The sequence below is a fragment of the Paenibacillus sp. RC67 genome (genome assembly GCF_030020805.1).
Taxonomy (GTDB): domain Bacteria; phylum Bacillota; class Bacilli; order Paenibacillales; family NBRC-103111; genus Paenibacillus_S.
The window spans coordinates 386780-404742 of sequence record NZ_CP125098.1; the positions used below are offsets into that span (position 1 = coordinate 386780).

The window sequence follows — 17963 nt, forward strand, 5'->3', positions numbered from 1 at the left end:
CAACCTGGTTCCCGCAAGCTGGATTAGTAAAGAAACTCATGATAAGGGAGGGGCATCAATCCACATGACAGCAGTTCAAAGACAATCACGGCAGGCCATGGTTCTAGGCGATATAGAGAAAATGATCTATCATCCTTTGGATCGTATTCAGCAGGATCTGAATGAAATGCTCGGGGAGCACTTTACTGTAACCTTCACCGAGGATTACGAAGTGATGCGGAAGGAGCAAATCACTGACACTGGGGTGTTCGTATCCTACACCGATAAGTGGGACGGACCCGTAACGGATGAACAAGCCGACGGCTTAATTAACTACGTGGTTGAAGGTGGCGGCCTCGTCGTACTGCACACGGGTGTATCCTTTAGCGCCCATGCGAAGCTGCTTGAGCTTATCGGAGCACGCTTCACCGGTCATCCTCCCTATCAATCCCTCGAATTCGAGCCATTGAAGAAGGAATCGGGTGACTTGCATCCGATTGTACAGGAGCTGCAGCCTTTTCATTCGGAGGACGAACCTTACCGGTATGCTTTTGTCGAAGGGGTAGAAAAGCAGGTCATTCTCCACTATTCTCTCGATGGAGAAACCTACCCGGCAGCTTGGGTGCGCCACATTGGAAAAGGACGGATGGTGTCACTGATGCCTGGACATAACTCTAATTCTTTGCAGCATCCCGAGGTACGTAAGCTTATTCTGACAAGCTGCCTCTGGGCAGCGGGAAGAATTTAGCTAGAAGGGTTAGGATAAAGCAATGTGGCTTCTCTAAATCGAAAAGCCTGGGTTTGTCGAGAACCCTTTTTTCGGGAAATATGGACGGGTTTCAACAGCGGCTGGAGGGGCATACCCCACTGGACTATACAAGAATATTTCAAGTTCTACAGGTTTCTCGACACTCTGAGGCTCTCTAAATAGAGAAGCCTCTTTTTTTAACAGTATAGAATTGATAAGTTTCGGGGCTCCCCACAAAGTACCTGAATCAGCTTCGAAGCCAAGGCCCCACTTTGTGGGGTTATTTTATGCTTCTTCGACTTCATCCCGTCCTAGGTCAGAGTGCTTCCCCGTCTTAGGGCTAGGATACAAAACCGTCGCCGGTCCGTTTTGCCGGACGCTAATTCCTACTACAATAAAGACATGAAGAACAGAGGTTAACTTGAACAACCAACCTAACGACAACCAATGAAAAGGAGTACCTGACATGAATAAATTATTTCGTTCCACTTCGAATCGGAGATTAACCGGATTGTGCGGCGGGTTAGGAGAGTACTTGGGCATCAGCCCTACGCTGCTCCGTCTTATTACCATTATCGCAGCCTTCTGCAGCTTCGGAACGACGATACTGATTTACTTTATTGCAAGCTTGTTCATTCCTAAACAGTCTTACGTTCATTATTTGTAATAACGGATAAATTCAACATTATAGGAGGATTCTAAACATGGGAGTATTAAAAAGATTGGTCGATATGTCAAAAGCCGCTGCACACGAAGCGTTGGATAAATGGGAGTCGCCAGTGATGATGATGAACCAATATCTCCGTGATATGGAACAGGAAATTCATTCGGTAGAGCAGGCGCTCACGAAACAAACGGTCACAGAGCGGAGATTGGAGCAGCAAAAGGCTGAGAGTGAGCGCGGAGCTGCGTTGAGCGAACAAAAGGCTGCTGAAGCATTAGCTGCCGATCGTATGGTGGAAGCGCGTCAAGCGGTTGAAGCAAGATTAGCTTATTTGGACAAGGCGGCACAGTATATCGAAGCCTATGAGGCTTCCAAGCAGCGTTCTGCTGAATTGGCTCATCAGTTGGCTCAAGCGAAAGCCGAATATGCCACTATGCAGGCCAAGCGAAATGACCTTGCTACCCGAGCGCAGAAGGTGGAGGGTAGAACGCTAAGCACAGCAAATCCTATCTTCAGCAGCGGCACCCAAACTGGAAGCGCAACGCGAGGCTTTCAACGAATCGAAGAGACGATCATGCAAAAGGAAGCGCAAGCGGAGTTGTTAAGCTCCATGAAGGCTGAAGCCGCAGCATCCAGGGAGGCGTTGATCGAGGAACAGCTGACAAGGATTAAGAGTAAGGTGGTTCCTTCCTAAGCTGCAAAAGTCCTGTATGTGAATAGATAAGTACCACTCGAAGAGCTCCGGAACCATTTCCGGAGTTTTTGGCGCTGTTTTTAGGTGCCAAATTTATAAAAATAGTATTCATCCACAGAGTTATTCACACAGTACACAGCCCATTATGATATACTGTGCATAAGTTCGTAGACCTCTATCAACATATCCACAGATGAAGATGTCCACAAGATTATTACATTTGGCAGCACGTTCCACGATTCCTGTTTTCATTAAGGGGGTTAATAATTTCTGGAAGTCTAAAAGTGTGTATTGACTAAGTTTTTTGTATTTTGTATTATGTATACATAGAACGAAATGAATTGTCGACTTGATGAAAGGTGTAGGTTGAAATGGCTCCATCCAAGTTTAATTTAAAACCGATTGATAAACCGACAACCACAAAAGAGAGAGCATACAACGAAATTAAACATGTCATTCTAAGCGGTTACATTACGTCGGAAGAGATTTTTACGGAAGTCAAGCTGGCCGAACTGCTTAATACATCACGCACACCGGTGAGAGAAGCTCTGGCGGATTTGATCAAAGAAGGGCTGATTGTCTCGATTCCGCGTAAAGGGATGGCAGTTCGTAAAGTAACGGAAAGCGAAATGGAGCAGATCTTTTTACTTCGCACATCAATTGAAACGAAGGTCATCCAGAAGCTTGCCGAGACTATTACTCCAGAGCAGCTTGAAGCACTGAGAGACATTTGCAAAGAGCAGGAAGAAGCAATGTTGAACAATGATGACATCGCTTTCATTAAACTGGATCAGACTTTTCATATCGCATTAACTCGATTTGTCGATTATGAGCTGATTGAGCAAATGCTGCTGAATCTGCACAATCTTTCCCAACTCATCGGGCTTCGCGCCATTAAGAAGTTGAATAGGATGAAAGAAGTGCTGGAGGAGCATTTGGACATTATCTCAGCGATTGAACGAAAAGATGCCGAAGAATCGGCCATAGTTATGACGAAGCATCTCAGTAATACGAAGGAATCCGTCATTATCAAATAATTTTCCGGGAAGTGGGAAAAGACCTCCTCTGAGGTTTTTTTAAAAGAAAAAGCAAACGCTTACAACACATTGAAAAATAGTTACTCTAGCTGTATACCTCTCTTATATGTCATGTTTTATTACATCAATCGACAATTTATTGCAAAAAGTATTGACTTCAAAAACAAAAAGTCGTAAGATCAAGTCAGTTAATCTAACACGAAAAATCGAATGCAACATACCACCTTTTTTTTAAGAGTTTAATGTATACACAACACACAATACTTAATACGAACTAATGGAAAAGATGGAAGGATGATCAGCGATGGTACGCAACGGCAACCAATATGTAGAGTCTTTGAAGGATAACCGCCGCATTTATATTAACGGGGAAATGGTGGACGATGTAACGACGCATCCAGCGTTTGCAGGTATCACTCAGTCCTTTGCCAAGCTGTACGATCTGGCTGCGGATCCTAAGAACGATATGACTTACACAACAGAAGATGGAACGACTGCCAATAAAATATTCATGATTCCTCGCAGTCGAGAGGATTTGACCGTTCGCCGTCGTGCTATCACTCAATGGGCTGAAGCAACCTGCGGCTTCGCGGGACGGAGTCCGGACCACGTAGCTGGATTTTTAGCCGGCTTTGCCAGTTATCCTGAGGTGTTCGGAGAATATCAGCAGAACGTTTTGGATTTTTATAAATATGCCCGTGATGAAGATTTGTTTGTAACGTATGTCATCATTCCTCCCCAAGTTGACCGCAGTAAGGCAGCTCACGAGCAGGAAGAGAAATATTTGCCGGTAGGTGTTCTCGAAGAACGTGAGGACGGAATTATCGTACGTGGCTCGCAAATGCTCGGCACGAGCTCAGCGGTATCCAACTACTTGTTCGTCAGCTGTATAACGCCGCTCCGACCTGGAGACGAAGACTATGCGATCTCATTCGTTGTTCCGATGGATGCTCCGGGCTTGAAATTATACCCTCGTCCAAGCTATGCCATGGGAAAAGAGAGTGTATACGACTACCCGCTATCCACTCAGTTCGACGAAAGTGATTCCTTGATGGTCTTCGACGATGTATTCATTCCTTGGAAGCACATCTTTGTATACAAAAATATTGAGGCAACAAGAGACCAGTTCCACAAAACACCGGCTCACGTCCTCGGCAATAACCAAGCGCAAATCCGGCTGTGCACGAAAGTCAAATTCCTGATCGGCATCGCCCGTAAAATTACGCAGGTTGGCGGCACTGACAAGTTCCCGCAGGTTCAGGAGCGTCTGGGTGAACTGGCATCGCTGGCTGCGACGGTGGAAGGAATGCTGCTGGCAAGTGAGTACGAGTGCTCATTGGATATCAACGGCGTGGCAAGGCCGCATCAACGCTACTTGTACGGCATCGTAGGGATGCAGGACAAAATTTATGCAAGTGTTATCAGCATATTGCGTGAGCTGGTTGGCGGCGGCGTACTGCAAATGCCATCCTCCTATCACGAGATGGTTAATCCTGAGACCAAGGACGATATTCGCCAATATATTCGCGCCACCGGCGTAGATTCCGAAACAAGAATTCAACTGTACCGCCTGGCATGGGATGTTATCGGTTCCGAGTTCGCAGGCCGACACCAACAATATGAAATGTTCTATAACGGGGCGCCGTTCGTCGTAAGAGGCCATGCATTCCGCAATTACGGCTATCAGGAGCCGCTGGCTCTGGTGGATCAATTCTTGAGCAGCTACTCCTTGCCGAAAGCGGTAGCGCAAGAGGTTTAGCGAGTATCATAACAGCCGTCACTCGAAATATTAGAATCATCTTCATATTATTGCAATTTCCCAAAGGGAGGAATTCGTACCATGTCCAAAGTTATAACAGAGCTTTCTGCGGAAATGATCGACCAATTGCAGGGCCAAAATATCGTTCTTCTGAACGTAGTGAACAAAGAAACAGGAGATATTTATTCAACCGCCTTATCGTGGGTATATGCTATCGATCCGGGGACGATCCGTTTTGCAATCGACGCGAAGTCCGACTTTGTACGCATCGTACAGGAAGATCCGCGAGTGCTGCTTAACTTCGTATGCGGAGAGACTGTTTATTCCGTGAAAGGAGCCGCCGCCGTGAAGGTTGCTCGCACCGAAGAGCTGACACTAAAGATGGCGCTTCTGGAGGTTCAAGTCCAAGAAATTCGCGACATCATCTTCTACGGTGGCAAAATCGTCACTCAGCCTGCCTTCGTTAAGACTTACAATGCCGATTTAATCAAAAAGCTGGATGACGAGATGAAGAATGCTTTAACAAGCCTTTGAATCTGTTGGGAAACCCAATAACGACAAAGATAGTTTTATATGAACGGTCCAGAAGGAGGAATTCCGATCTATGAAGGTTGCATCGATACAGCTAGAAATCAAGGCGCATGAGAGCAAGGAACAGCGGGTGGAGAGAGCATCGGCTATGGTCGATAAGGCCGCTCAGGATGCGGATCTCATCCTGCTTCCGGAAATTTGGGCAACAGGATACTTCTCATTCGATAAATATGTGGAAGAAGCGGAGACGATCGACGGTCCATTGGTGCGTTTGTTTTCAGAGAAAGCCAGACAGCATGGCGTGTACTTGTTCGCCGGCAGCTTCGTGGAGCTGAAGGACGGCAAATATTACAACACGAGCATTTTATTCGACCGTGAGGGTAAGCTGGTGGGCACCTATGCCAAGACCCACTTGTTCCGTTATGGTTCCCAGGAAGGCGAGCTGTTAACGGCGGGCGAAGGAGCGAAGGTATTCGATACAGAGTTCGGCAAGGTCGGCTTGACGACATGCTACGACCTTCGGTTTCCGGAGCTGTACCGCCAGCAGGTTGATCTCGGAGCGGAGCTGCTGCTGGTGACATCGGCTTGGCCGCATCAACGGTTGGAGCATTGGAAGCTGTTTAACGCGACTCGCGCTTTGGAAAATCAATGCTTCCTTATTTCATGCAACTGTGTAGGGACTACCCGCAACGTTTTGTTAGGAGGTCACAGCTCCATTGTCGACCCGTGGGGAGTTACCGTTGCATCCGGCGGAGAACACGAGACGATTGTCAAAGCGGAAATTGATCCGACTGAGGTACAGCGGATTCGGGATGTATTCCCCAGCCTGAAGCATCGCGTACTATAGACAACTTGGGAGAGGACGTACTGAATATGGAATTTATATGCAATGGAGCAACGATTCAATGGTCACCTGAACGGCTGGTTATCGCCGGTTATACGGGCAAAGACCAAGAAGCTGTCAAGAAACATATCGATGAACTCAAAGAATTGGGGGTACCTGCACCCCCGCAGGTGCCGATGCTGTATGATCTTTCGCCAGAGCTTCTGCAAACCTCGGGGGAGATTACCGTTGTTCAAAACGATGGAAGCGGCGAAGCGGAAGTCGTATTGCTGGACGTTGGCGGAAGCTGGTATGTAGGACTCGGAAGTGACCATACGGACAGAGTAATAGAGGCGATTTCGATTCAAAAATCCAAGCAGGTATGTGCCAAACCGATTACCAGGGAAGTATGGCCGCTGGAATCCATCATTCATCGCTGGGATGAGATCGAGATGAACAGCTGGGTACAAGTGGACGGTGAGGAAAAGTTGTATCAATCCGGCAAGCTGGGCGAGTTTTTGCACCCGAATGATTTGATGCGCATGGTCAAGGAACGTGGATATGCAAGCTCCAATATGGCGCTTTACTGCGGAACGCTGCCGCTTCACGGAGGATTTGTGTTCGGAGGAACCTTCCGGGCGGAACTCGTAGATAAGCAAGAAGGGCGTAAGCTGGAGCTTCAATATAGCACTCATATTTTGAAAAACGCGGAGGAGGAATAAGCAATGGCTAAACCGGAGTTGGAATTTGTAGACTATCGTCAATTTGAAGAGGTACCTTTCAGCAAGGTGGAAGGCTTAACCGAAAGAGTCATTGCCAAAGACCCTGAATCGGGAGTAGCTACACGCATTCTTAGCTTTGCTCCGGGAACGGACACGACGCCTAACGGAGTGCAGATTCATGACTTCTGGGAAGAGCTGTACATTATTGAAGGAACGCTGATCGATCTGACGCTGAACCAGGAATTTACGGCGGGAATGGTAGCTTGTCGCCCTCCTGGCATGGAGCACGGCCCTTGGGTTACCCCAACCGGGTGTAAAACATTTGAAGTTCGTTATTATTCCAAATAAGTCACTGAAAAGCAAAAGAGGTATCACAGACTGAACTTTAAGGGGTGGAGTTTATGAAGCATATGAAAAAAGGAATGGGTTTGCTGTTGTCGTCGTTGTTTATGGTATCTGCACTGGCCGGTTGCGGTAACGCCAATGGAGGCGCAGACGGAAAAGCTGCTGGGAATACGGCATCAGGAGAAAAGAAAATCGTCTTGAAAATGGCCAACATTACAAAAGCGGACAGCCAGTTGAGCGTAACGCTGAAAAACATTGGCGAAGAGTTAAAAGCCAAAACAAACGGCCGTATTTCGCCTCAATATTTCCCTGGCGGCGAGCTCGGCAATGAAACCGATATGATGCAGCAGCTTAACACCGGAAGTATCCAAATGGCCGTCATTACGACGGCACAGCTTAGTAACTCCTCCCCTGCGTTCGGTGCCTGGCTGATGCCTTATTTGGTCGATACGCACGATCAAGCCTACAAGCTATGGACTAGTGATGAATCGATGCAGTTGTTTGATACGCTGAAAAACGAGAATGTGGTTGGCTTAGGCTACGCATCCTCCGGATTCCGTTACATTCTTGGAACCAAGCCTATACAAAGTGTGAAGGATTTGGAAGGTTACAAGCTGCGTACAACACCAAGCCCTACCATTCTGGACTATTGGAACGGTCTGAAAGCAGGTCCGACGCCAATGCCTCTGACTGATGTGTACACATCCCTGCAAACGGGTGTTATTAAAGGGGTAGACATTGATTCCGAGTCGTTGGCATCGGAGAAATTGACGGAAATTGCTAAAAACCTGAATGCCGACAAGCATATGTACTGGGCTGGCGGTATCTTAATCAACAAGGATCTGTGGAACAGCCTGTCTCCGGACGATCAAAAGCTGATTAAAGAAACGGTACTCGCAAAAACGAAACAAAACAGCGTAGACATTCAAAAAAATGAAGACAAACTATTAAGCGAAGCTAAAACCAAAATGGGCTTGACGCTGAATGAGGTCAAACGCGAGGAATACGATCCGATTGTAAAATCGGTCAGAGAAACGTGGAGCAAGAAATCGCCTGAAATCGCGAAATTCCTAGAAAAAGCTGACAAAATCAAACAAGAGAAGTAGGTGCTTTCATGAGCGACAGACCTGCAGGACGCAGCCCCTTCTCGTTAATCACCCTCGCGCTTGATAAGTTTCTCATATGGGTTAGTATTGCGGTTGGGGCTGTATTGGCCATTAACATGATCGTGGCCGTGTTTTATCGATATGTGTTGAGTTCGCCCATCTTTTGGGCGGATGAGCTCTCTTTGTACCTGTTTTGTTGGGCAACCTTTCTAGGCGCTTGTTTAGCCGTGAAACGTTCGGACATGGCTGCGGTGACGTTCTTGCTCAACCGTCTTCCTGAACGAGGGCGCATTTTCGGTTCGATGCTGATACAACTTAGCATTTTGTTCTTTGCTGTCGTCATGGGCTACTACTCCATGATTTGGATCATGAGCCCAAGCGTTATGAACCTGTTATCTCCAGCATTGTCTATGAAAATGTGGAAGCTGTATGTCATCGTGCCGATATCCATGCTCTGCATGGCCGTGTTTACGATTGAACACATCGTTCATTTGCTGCAGGACCTCTTTATCGGTAAAAAAGGAGGTGCGGCACAATGAGTTCTGCTGCTGGCTTTGTCCTTCTGCTCTTCATTGGGGTTCCTGTTGCTTTCGTGCTCGGGATAACCACTTTAATTTATGTTTTTTCCACGGGTAATATAGCTTCACTGCAGTCCTTGCCTTCCAAGCTGTTTAACGGCTTGCAAAATTTCGGCTTCGTAGCGATCCCGATGTTCGTCCTGCTGGGAGAGATTATGAACCGCGGAGGGATTACGAATCGCTTGATTCATTTCGCTACCGTCATCTTCGGCCATTTACGCGGAGGACTTGCTTACGTTAACGTAGTAGCCAATATGTTCTTGGCGGCAATCGTTGGCTCGTCCAATGTACAAACGGCTATTATGAGTAAAGTTATCGTTCCTGAGATGGAGAAGCAGGGCTATAACAAGGAATTCAGTACGGCCCTCACGGCGAGTGCCTCCATTATGGGTCCCTTAATTCCTCCGAGCATGCCGTTTATTATTTACGGGGTTACCTCAGGCGTTTCGATAGGTAGTCTGTTCTTTGCGGGAATTATCCCAGGTATTTTGTTCGCACTCGGTTTCGGTATCATCATCTATGTCACCTTTAGAAAAACAAAAGGCAACAAGATGGAACGAAGCTCTGCGAAGGAAATCGTGCAAAGCTTGATTGGTGTTGTTCCAGCGCTCCTTATTCCCGTTCTTATTATGGTAGGTATCACGACGGGGATATTTACAGCTACGGAATCCGCTGCGGTTGCTGTGTTTGTCGCCATTCTTGTAGGAGCCTTCCTGTACAAGGAATTGAAGCTAAAGGATGTTCCGGGTATCCTGGTTCGTACGATTATTACAACTTCATCGGTATCCTTTTTGCTAGCGACGACGAATATTTTCGGTTGGGTACTGCATCTTCAAGGCATTCCGCACATGATTGCAGAGGTTTTCCTGAATCTTGCCGGAAGTACGTTCATGTTCCTCATTCTTCTTAATATTTTGCTGATCGTTATCGGTACTTTCCTTGAGGGAGTCGCAGGGATCATCTTCCTGACGCCGATTTTGCTGCCGATTGCAGCCCAGTTCGGTGTAGATCCAATCCACTTGGGCGCCATTATCGTCATTAACCTGACCATTGGGTTGATGCATCCACCTTTTGGTACGGTATTGTTTATCGCTTCGGCTACAACCGGGGTTACCGTAGAACGGCTTACAATAAAGTTAATCCCATTCTTGCTCGTCATGTTCGCGATTTTGCTGCTGATCACTTACGTGCCATGGACGACCACGTTCATTCCAAGCGTATTTGCTCCTAAATAGAAAAAAAGTAAGGAATAAAGGCAAATATGGATACGCTGAGCTGTTATCCTCCGCTCAATCCTTGGAAATGCTGGCGGAGCAGCTGCAGAAGGCTATTGTTCACTTCGAGGTTTGAAGCGTGGCATGGCTGCAAATAAGTAGAAAGAGCCGAGAGATGAGGTATTACGCCTCGTTTTCTCGACTCCTTGCTTATTGTCCGCCTGTACGAACACGGATAACGCCTAGCTCATTGGCATTGATAGCGAAGGCATTACCCCCTTGACCGACGCTTGCGTTAGCGGTTTGTTTGGCTCGGAATTTGGTTTTGCTGTTATCTAATTGGACGTTGTTAACGGATTTGTGTTTTCTTCTCCCCATAAGTACCACCTCCTATACAAAATATGCTCGTAATCTAGCATTGGAGTCGGCGAATGGAGAAGGCTTACTAGTCTATTTTGCATAGGAATCCTATTCGTTCTGGAGGAACCTGGTGATGTATGAGGAATGCTTTACTTTCCTGGGGAAAGCAGGTAAGATCGAATTAAACTTAAATATGTGGAATTTTAGGAGGAGCCTGTCACCAAGGGGCTCTTTTTGCGTTTTTTTCACATAAGAATGCAGATTTTGGTGAAAATTATCAAAATAAAAGGGGAGGAAGTATGGAACAGCAAGCTATTTTGGCAATAGGGATCTTTTTAATTATTTATGCACTCATCATTTCTGAAAAAATACATCGTACCATTCTCGCCATCATAGGCGCCGTTCTCATGATTGCCTTGGGAATCGTGAATCAGGAGACCGCTATTCACCATATTGATTTCAATACGATCGGTTTGCTGGTCGGCATGATGATTATTGTAGGGATTACGGCGGAAACGGGACTGTTCAAATATGTCGCTCTGAAGGCGGCTAAGCTGGCTAAAGGAAAGCCAACCCGAATTATGGTAGCCCTGGTGATTCTGACGGCCGTTGGTTCTGCATTTCTTGATAATGTGACGACTGTGCTGCTCATGGTTCCGGTTACTTTAAGTATTACAAGGCAGCTGCGAATTAATCCGATACCGTTTCTTCTGACGCAAATTATTGCTTCAAATGTGGGGGGGACGGCGACGCTAATAGGAGACCCGCCGAACATTATGATCGGCAGCGCGGTGAAAGAGCTGACGTTTATGGCTTTTATCGTGAATTTGGCCCCCATAGCCATCATTATTATGGTGACGTATATACCTTTGTTTCTTATGATGTTCCGCAAGCAGATTCGATCGACTCCCGAACTCCAACAAAGCATTATGGAATTGGACGAGAAATCGATGATAACAGACAGCAAGCTGCTGAAAAAATGCCTGTTCGCTCTCGGAATAACCATTTTAGGCTTTTTTCTTCATCAGGCGCTACATTTGGAATCGGCGACGGTTGCCCTTGCAGGTGCGTTTCTGCTGCTTCTGCTAACGGGAGAGAGGATGCTGGAAAAAGCGTTTCACAGTGTGGAATGGGTTACGTTATTTTTCTTCGTCGGCTTGTTCGTTCTGGTTGCTGGTTTGGTGGAAACCGGGGTTATTGCCAAGCTCGCCAAGCAGGCGGTTGAGCTTACTGGAGGGGATTTGTTCGCTTCTTCCATGCTAATTCTGTGGCTTAGTGCGATCGCCTCGGCATTTCTGGACAATATTCCGTTCGTAGCTACGATGATCCCCATGATTCAAGAGATGGGGACGATGGGTGTCGATAACCTGGAGCCGTTGTGGTGGAGTCTTGCGCTAGGCGCTTGCCTGGGCGGAAATGGAACGTTGATCGGCGCCAGCGCAAATCTGGTCGTTGCTGGATTAGCGAGCAAGGAAGGGTATCCGATAACTTTCGTTAAATACTTGAAGTACGGATTTCCGTTAATGATTTTATCTATCCTGCTATCCAGCGTTTATATTTACTTGCGATATCTAATATAAAACAAAGGTTGGTGAAGGTTATGCTAGCTTACACCTACGACGAACAACAGATTGAGCTAAGCGAAACGGCAAATGAAGGAGATGTAGAATTTCGTATTCGTGTCATCGGGAATGAGTCTTTTGATCAAGAAATGAAAGCAGTCCAGAATGATTTTGAGCATAATGAAGTGCTGACGGATGTGTTTTTCTATGCTTACAAGGATCATTCCTATCAATTCATTGTCAGGCAGGATTATTATACTGACTTTATTCTAGCTTTGCTGAAGCACCGCATCCTCAGAAGCGTGGAATGGAAGTAAGGGAAGCCCGTACGGCTAGCCTGCATCTTGACTCAGCTTCCAGAATACGCCGCCTTGCCGCTGTAACAATTCATTCGTAGAGCCTGCCTCAGCAAGAGTACCATCTTCTAGAACCAAGATATGATCGGACAGCTTGGTAACAGACAGACGATGCGTAATGAAGATTAAGGTAGAGCCCTTCAAGCTTGTAGTTAAGCGGTTCAGAAGCCGCTGCTCTGTAACTAGGTCTAAAGCGGAGGTGGCTTCGTCGAGAATAAGAATCGACGGCTTGCGCAGCAAAGCCCGGGCGATGCTGATTCGTTGACGCTCCCCTCCGGATAAGGAGAAGCCTTGCTCTCCTACCCTGGTGTTCAAACCATCCGGCAGGGTAGACAGCCAATCCTCCAGCTCGGCAAGTTTAATGGCTTCGCTAACTTGATCGGGATGCGTGTCCTCACAGCTGTATACAATGTTGTCCAGGATTGTACCGCTGCGAAGCATAGCATCCTGGGTTACACAGAGGAGGTGTCGACGAAGCCAACCGTTGTCAAGCTCGTTTAGCGGGACGCCGCCGACACGCAGTGTACCTGCGGTGGGCTCATCAAGTCCGAGCAGCAAATCGGCGAGCGTGGATTTGCCTGAACCTCGATGCCCTGCGATGGAGACTATCATACCGGCAGGGATGCGGAAGCTGATTTCGTTCAAGGCGGTGCGTTCCCCATAAGAATAAGAGATTTGCTCCGCTTGGATAGAGAAATCGCTAGCGGATGCAGTGCAGCAGCTATTTTTATCCGATAGGGGAATGGCAATATCAGCCACTCGCTCAACAGCGGAAGCTGCCTTTTTGCCGGACATATAAGTATCCAACAGAGTAATGGCGAAGGGACGAACCCAATTATACACAGCGATGAATGCGACGAGAGAGCCTAACGTTATTTCACCGTTTATTACAGCCATCCCCCCTCCATAGTACATGACCACGAGGAAGGCGGAAGTAAGGAACACATAGATCAGCTGCGTCAGATGCTCATAGAGCATGCTGCGGCTCGTGTGACTCCATTCTTCTTTCAAGCAAGCTGCGATGGTTCCGAGTGCGTTACTCTCTATTCCGGCGGCTTTAATAAAATGCGCTCCGGTAATGATTTCTCTCATGGATTCGGTCACGCGGGACGTCTGTTTCGCCGTGTCAGCTGTCCTTTGCTTCATGCGCTGCCCGAGTCTCGTTATTAGTACGGCATGGGCTCCCCATAAGACCAAGATAATTAGAGCCAGCTTCCAATAAAGATACAGCATGACGACGCCTCCGGCCGTGATGCTGATGGTTAGCCAGCACATCCACATCAGGCTGCCTGTGGCGAAGTCTGCGATGCTCTTCGTATCGTCCAGAGTGCGGGTAATAAGATCGCCGTGCTGCCGCTTCCGAATCCAGGAGAGCGGTCGATGCTGAATGCTATCGAACAAGTCGGCACGCCCCTTTCCCGCGAGGCGAAGCAGCGCCTTGTCCGCAAAAATCTCAAGTACAATCATAGCGCTCCCAACGATAGGCACCAGAGCAATCCCGATGCTGACCCAGAGAAGCAAATTCCAATCTTTCTGGGGAAGCAGCTGCTCCAACACATATTTCGTCATGATCGGAGGGATCAGAAATAGAAGGCTGCGGACAAGGACGTTACATAAATTAAGGGTCAGCATCCAACGATGGGAATAGAGCTGTCGTCGAATGTAGGTGCGAATTGCTGCGCTCTGTTGTTGGGCGGGGCTAAGTGATGCATTAGACATAGGAGAGATCACCTCGTTCCCGTTGATGTTCCACAGCTTGACCTGACTCGGCCTGCTGAAGCTCACTAAACCATAGCTTGGCGTATACGCTGTCCTGCTCCAGCAGCAGCTCGTCATGGGTCCCGACCTGGATTAATTGCCCTTGATCGATGACGAAGATGCGGTCCGCCAAGCGAGCTCCCCTCAAGCGGTGAGTCACGCTAATACGTGTCGTCCGCTGCATTTGTTTTTCTAGTGCATGCAGGACGAGAGCCTCACTAGTCTGATCAAGGGAGGAGGTAGCTTCATCAAGCAGCAGCAGGTCAGGCTGCTTCAATAGGACGCGGATCAAGCCGACCAGCTGTCGCTGGCCACCTGAGAGCGAGGAGCCGCCGTCTCCAATGACGGTGTCATACCCGTCCGGAAGCCTGGCTGCGATGTCTTCGGCACCTAGTGCTTGCATCCACGCCTCCACTTCGGACCGTTCCGCTGGATGAAGCAGCGTCAGGTTGTTGAGCAGCGTTTCACGGAACAGGACGGGTTCCTGCGTCATATAGCCAACCCTTCTTCGCAGATGCGTTGCATCGAGCTTGTGAAGCGGGATGCCGCCGATCCTAATTTCACCGGCAGATGGTTCTTGCAGCCGGGTCAGCAGCTTGAGCAGGGTGCTTTTGCCGGCTCCGCTCGGCCCTACTATGGCGATGTGTTCTCCGGGCTGAATGGTAAAGGAAACATCGTTCAATATTGTTCCCCGTTCCTTCAGCACCGTTACGTTGTGGAAGGAAATCGGCAGTTCTCTATCATCCGGCAGCTGCTGGAGCCCGGTTCTTTTTCCTGGCTCAACGGGGAGATGCACATACTCCAGCAGCCCTTGAATGCGCAAGCGGATATCCGCCAAGACAACGAATAGGCCGAAGAACGTGCGGACCGGGGCGTTGAGAGCCGGGATAAAGGCGATGATGGTCATCAATTGGCCGAAGGTAACATTCCCCATCATGACCTGCCAGCCAACGAACAAGAACACAAGCGCTGGTGCCAGAGCATCGGGAATTCGCGGGAAGCCTTTGTAGGTAGCGTTAATAATTCCCTCCTGATACGAAAGCGCCGCCCAATGCTGCTGCTCAGCGTGAAACTGGTTGTATTCCTGCTTCTCCGTGCCGAATATTTTAATCTGCTTGATAGATTCCAGCTTTTCGAGCAGGCTTTGCCGCAGGACGGCATTGTGTAAAATGAGCTGTTTTCTCGAGTGGCTTCGTTTTTTAGCGAAGAAGTAGACCGGAATGAACAGCACGACATAACAGCCGATAATCATGACCGTTATAGGCCAGTAAATATTCGAGATGACTATTATAGCGGTGCAGGCCAGCAGCCATTCCTGAACGAATCCGGGCAGAGTAAATAGTCCGAACTTCTGGATGGTGCGGATATCCTGGATGCATCTTTGCAGCATTTCACCTCTAGGCGTTCGGACGAAGAAATCCGCAGAAGTATTCAAAATAGCGGATAAGGAATTATGAATCCATTCGTAGGTGAGCTGAATCATGGCCTTGGTGGATACATACTTCCGAATAACGATGAACAGCTCGTTGAATAGCAGCGAAGCCAACAGAAATCCGGCCAGCCGCGGGAGACCTGTGCTTGGCTGCTTCGTGAGTTCATCAATGATTCGTCCGATGTACACAGGAGATAACGCGCTGCACATGGTGACTGCTATCGTCAAAAGCGATACGAGCAGAAGCGTCCCTTTGGAGCGAAGGAGCTGTTTGGTGAAAAAGGTAAGCCATTCTGGAAAAGGAAACAAAATTGGTATAAACTCCCATTTTTAGAAACGTCTTTATCTTATCAGGACGTCTTCATGAGGAGTAAACACTAAAAACAAGTGTTCGTACAAGCAGGAGAATTTAAGTGCTCAATAGGGATGGCGAATGTGGGTGTTTTCAGAAAACGAAAGCTCTCATTTTCTCTTGTTGGCTAATTTTTTCGCTGAAATACGAACGTAAAAGTAATAAAAAGCCCCCGAATGCAGGCAGTGAGCCGCAATGGAGACTTTTTTTAAAATTTAAAATTAATTAGTATGTCAGCTTCACGGTACGCGTTGCCTCGATATAGTCTACTTTGGCTCCCAATACTTCAGCTAAAAGCCGAACGGGTACCATCGTATTCTCACCAATCAGCTGAGCAGGCGTGTCGGTCTGCTTTAATTGCCCGTTCACTTCATAAGCATTTTGGGTTGTATACAGTGTTACTTTCAAATTGCCCTTCGTATAGATAGCCGCGCGCTTGGAGTTGTCCCATTCTACGTCAGCACCTAGCGCTGCAGCAAGATCACGGATATACAAATACGAAAAGCCGTCTAGAATAGCAGGCTGTCTTTTCATTGGGTAGCTGACTCCGTCAACGGAATAGCTGCTGTCATCAAGTCCGAAGCTGGCCGTACGTAGAAACGGAGCTACTGTAACGGATGTATTTTTGTATTTGGTTGAATCTTGGTGCAGCTTTGTTTTGCCGATTCCGGAGGTTGGCTCGGTGGTGAAATCCCATTCCTTATTGTCAGTGCTTGTGCTGCCGTCGCTCTTGGTTACTTGAACGCTCAGCTTCACACGGTACGTCTGGTTGGCTTGCAGCGGCTTGCTAGGCAGAAGAATAAAGGCGTTGGTCAGCTTATCATCGTTATCTGGCGTATTCACAAGCACATCGACCTTCTGTTTATTGCTATCCGTCACTTCTGCGCTGACCAGCTTCACCTTATCGGTACCTGTGCCATAATATTGGGCCATAATAGGGTAGCCGACGGGATAGCTAGCGTTTGAGTGCAGACGCAGTGGGTCTGGATCTTCATTGCCATTAAAGGCCATTGGGACATAGCGATCTCCCGGAACAGGAGACACGACGAGCTGGTTTGTTACAGTCGACGCATATCCGAATTCAATGATCGTATAATCGCCGACTTTTCCAACCCCAATCTCGCTTACGTTAGGATCCAGATAAGGGTTTCTATGGTAAGGCGCATCGAACAAAAGATCCATCGCCTCGTTCGTCGATCCTGATGCATAAGCCGCGTCTTCCCCAACTTTGGATGTGTAGCCGTAGTACGCAGCTCGTTCGAGCGGAGTCTCTCCGATAAATTGCTTCTTGCCCGCCTCTTGCATATGCAGGCTTTCCTGGCTATCGTTGGTTTGCTTCACTTCGTTTACATTCAAATAGCTGGCATGCGCGGTGGCGCTGGCATTCAGCCGCTCATTCATTTTAACCGGAGGTAGTCCGTATAGAGTGCGGTAATCATTGAGAGCGTTGAAAGCCTCAAGCTGAGCCGCTCCTGCTGCCGCGAATTGACTTTGCGCATCGCTCGCAATCGTGAAGGTCCACGACTCCTCTAAAGGCTGGTAGCCTTTGAAGGTGACGGACATGCGGACGGTATAGTTGCCGGGGGTCAAATCCTTGTCCGGCGTATAGGTGAACGCTCCTTTGTCTTTATCGTAAGTGGCTGCTACAATCGTGCCGTTTACGAACATGGAATAGGCGGTAGGGAGCATGTCAGAGTCTGTTTTTAAATAAAAGGTCAATGTAGGCCGGGTAACTCCAACTGTATTCTGCGGTGCTCCTTGAAAGCCGTATTTGAACGCGAAGGCGCGATCTGCGGGCAGAGCCAGGCTGCTGCACAAGATGAGCAAGGCTAAGGCAGTTAGCATCATGTATTTGCTGAGTCTTTTTGTCATGGGAACCAATGGAATGCCTCCTTTAATCTGTTATGCTGAAATCAAACTTCTGCTTAAATGAATTTCGGCAG

At 47.9% G+C, this 17963-nt stretch carries 18 protein-coding genes; 14 read left to right on the top strand and 4 right to left on the bottom strand.

Features of this window, described 5'->3' with window-relative positions; genetic code table 11:
- The first annotated feature begins 64 nt into the window (after window positions 1–64).
- From QMA13_RS01770 to QMA13_RS01825, 12 genes are all read left to right on the top strand, one after another.
- The gene (locus QMA13_RS01770) at window positions 65–727 is read left to right on the top strand and encodes a ThuA domain-containing protein (RefSeq protein WP_282939117.1); all 663 of its coding nucleotides are present in this window, start codon (window positions 65–67) and stop codon (window positions 725–727) included.
- Window positions 728–1193: 466 nt separating this feature from the next.
- Entirely contained in the window at window positions 1194–1394 is a 201-nt protein-coding gene (locus tag QMA13_RS01775; protein ID WP_282939119.1) for a PspC domain-containing protein, read from the top strand.
- Window positions 1395–1431: 37 nt separating this feature from the next.
- Window positions 1432–2085, top strand: coding sequence for a PspA/IM30 family protein (locus tag QMA13_RS01780; RefSeq protein WP_282939121.1), 654 nt, complete (start codon window positions 1432–1434; stop codon window positions 2083–2085).
- A 371-nt stretch (window positions 2086–2456) separates the two neighbouring features.
- Window positions 2457–3122, top strand: coding sequence for a GntR family transcriptional regulator (locus QMA13_RS01785; RefSeq protein WP_282939123.1), 666 nt, complete (start codon window positions 2457–2459; stop codon window positions 3120–3122).
- Between the two features lie 304 nt (window positions 3123–3426).
- Entirely contained in the window at window positions 3427–4881 is a 1455-nt protein-coding gene (locus tag QMA13_RS01790; protein ID WP_282939125.1) for a 4-hydroxyphenylacetate 3-hydroxylase family protein, read from the top strand.
- 81 nt (window positions 4882–4962) lie between these two features.
- Window positions 4963–5415, top strand: a complete 453-nt coding sequence (locus QMA13_RS01795; protein WP_282939127.1) for a PNPOx family protein — start codon at window positions 4963–4965, stop codon at window positions 5413–5415.
- A gap of 70 nt (window positions 5416–5485) precedes the next feature.
- Complete coding sequence (locus QMA13_RS01800; protein WP_282939129.1) at window positions 5486–6259, top strand: carbon-nitrogen family hydrolase; 774 nt, start codon at window positions 5486–5488, stop codon at window positions 6257–6259.
- Between the two features lie 26 nt (window positions 6260–6285).
- Window positions 6286–6957 carry a DUF2848 family protein gene (locus tag QMA13_RS01805; RefSeq protein ID WP_282939131.1) on the top strand — a complete coding sequence of 224 codons (672 nt, stop codon included), beginning with the start codon at window positions 6286–6288 and terminating at the stop codon, window positions 6955–6957.
- Window positions 6958–6960: 3 nt separating this feature from the next.
- Window positions 6961–7305 carry a cupin domain-containing protein gene (locus QMA13_RS01810; protein ID WP_282939133.1) on the top strand — a complete coding sequence of 115 codons (345 nt, stop codon included), beginning with the start codon at window positions 6961–6963 and terminating at the stop codon, window positions 7303–7305.
- Window positions 7306–7358: 53 nt separating this feature from the next.
- Window positions 7359–8408 carry a TRAP transporter substrate-binding protein gene (locus QMA13_RS01815; protein ID WP_282939135.1) on the top strand — a complete coding sequence of 350 codons (1050 nt, stop codon included), beginning with the start codon at window positions 7359–7361 and terminating at the stop codon, window positions 8406–8408.
- An 8-nt stretch (window positions 8409–8416) separates the two neighbouring features.
- The gene (locus QMA13_RS01820; RefSeq protein WP_282939137.1) at window positions 8417–8947 is read left to right on the top strand and encodes a TRAP transporter small permease; all 531 of its coding nucleotides are present in this window, start codon (window positions 8417–8419) and stop codon (window positions 8945–8947) included.
- Window positions 8944–10221, top strand: coding sequence for a TRAP transporter large permease (locus tag QMA13_RS01825; protein ID WP_282939139.1), 1278 nt, complete (start codon window positions 8944–8946; stop codon window positions 10219–10221). The genes QMA13_RS01820 and QMA13_RS01825 overlap by 4 nt, the downstream gene beginning before the upstream one ends.
- A 189-nt stretch (window positions 10222–10410) precedes the next feature.
- Here the strand turns inward: QMA13_RS01825 and QMA13_RS01830 are convergent, their stop codons facing one another.
- Window positions 10411–10578 (bottom strand): hypothetical protein, encoded by a 168-nt coding sequence (locus tag QMA13_RS01830; protein WP_282939141.1) that lies wholly within the window; start codon window positions 10576–10578, stop codon window positions 10411–10413.
- Between the two features lie 281 nt (window positions 10579–10859).
- Between QMA13_RS01830 and QMA13_RS01835 the strand changes: the two genes are divergently transcribed.
- A complete protein-coding gene (locus tag QMA13_RS01835) occupies window positions 10860–12140 on the top strand; it encodes an ArsB/NhaD family transporter (RefSeq protein ID WP_282939143.1) in 1281 nt (426 codons plus the stop codon).
- A gap of 20 nt (window positions 12141–12160) precedes the next feature.
- Window positions 12161–12439: a hypothetical protein gene (locus tag QMA13_RS01840; RefSeq protein WP_282939145.1), complete on the top strand. Its 279-nt coding sequence runs from the start codon at window positions 12161–12163 to the stop codon at window positions 12437–12439.
- Between the two features lie 15 nt (window positions 12440–12454).
- On the opposite strand, the gene QMA13_RS01845 is transcribed toward QMA13_RS01840, so the two are convergent.
- The 3 genes from QMA13_RS01845 to QMA13_RS01855 all read right to left on the bottom strand — a co-directional run bounded on the left by QMA13_RS01845 (window position 12455) and on the right by QMA13_RS01855 (window position 17892).
- On the bottom strand, window positions 12455–14197 hold the full coding sequence (locus tag QMA13_RS01845) for an ABC transporter ATP-binding protein (protein ID WP_282939147.1): 1743 nt from the start codon (window positions 14195–14197) through the stop codon (window positions 12455–12457).
- Complete coding sequence (locus tag QMA13_RS01850; RefSeq protein ID WP_282939149.1) at window positions 14190–15977, bottom strand: ABC transporter ATP-binding protein; 1788 nt, start codon at window positions 15975–15977, stop codon at window positions 14190–14192. The genes QMA13_RS01845 and QMA13_RS01850 overlap by 8 nt, the downstream gene beginning before the upstream one ends.
- Window positions 15978–16245: 268 nt before the next feature.
- Window positions 16246–17892 (bottom strand): stalk domain-containing protein, encoded by a 1647-nt coding sequence (locus QMA13_RS01855; protein WP_282943206.1) that lies wholly within the window; start codon window positions 17890–17892, stop codon window positions 16246–16248.
- Window positions 17893–17963 lie beyond the last annotated feature (71 nt).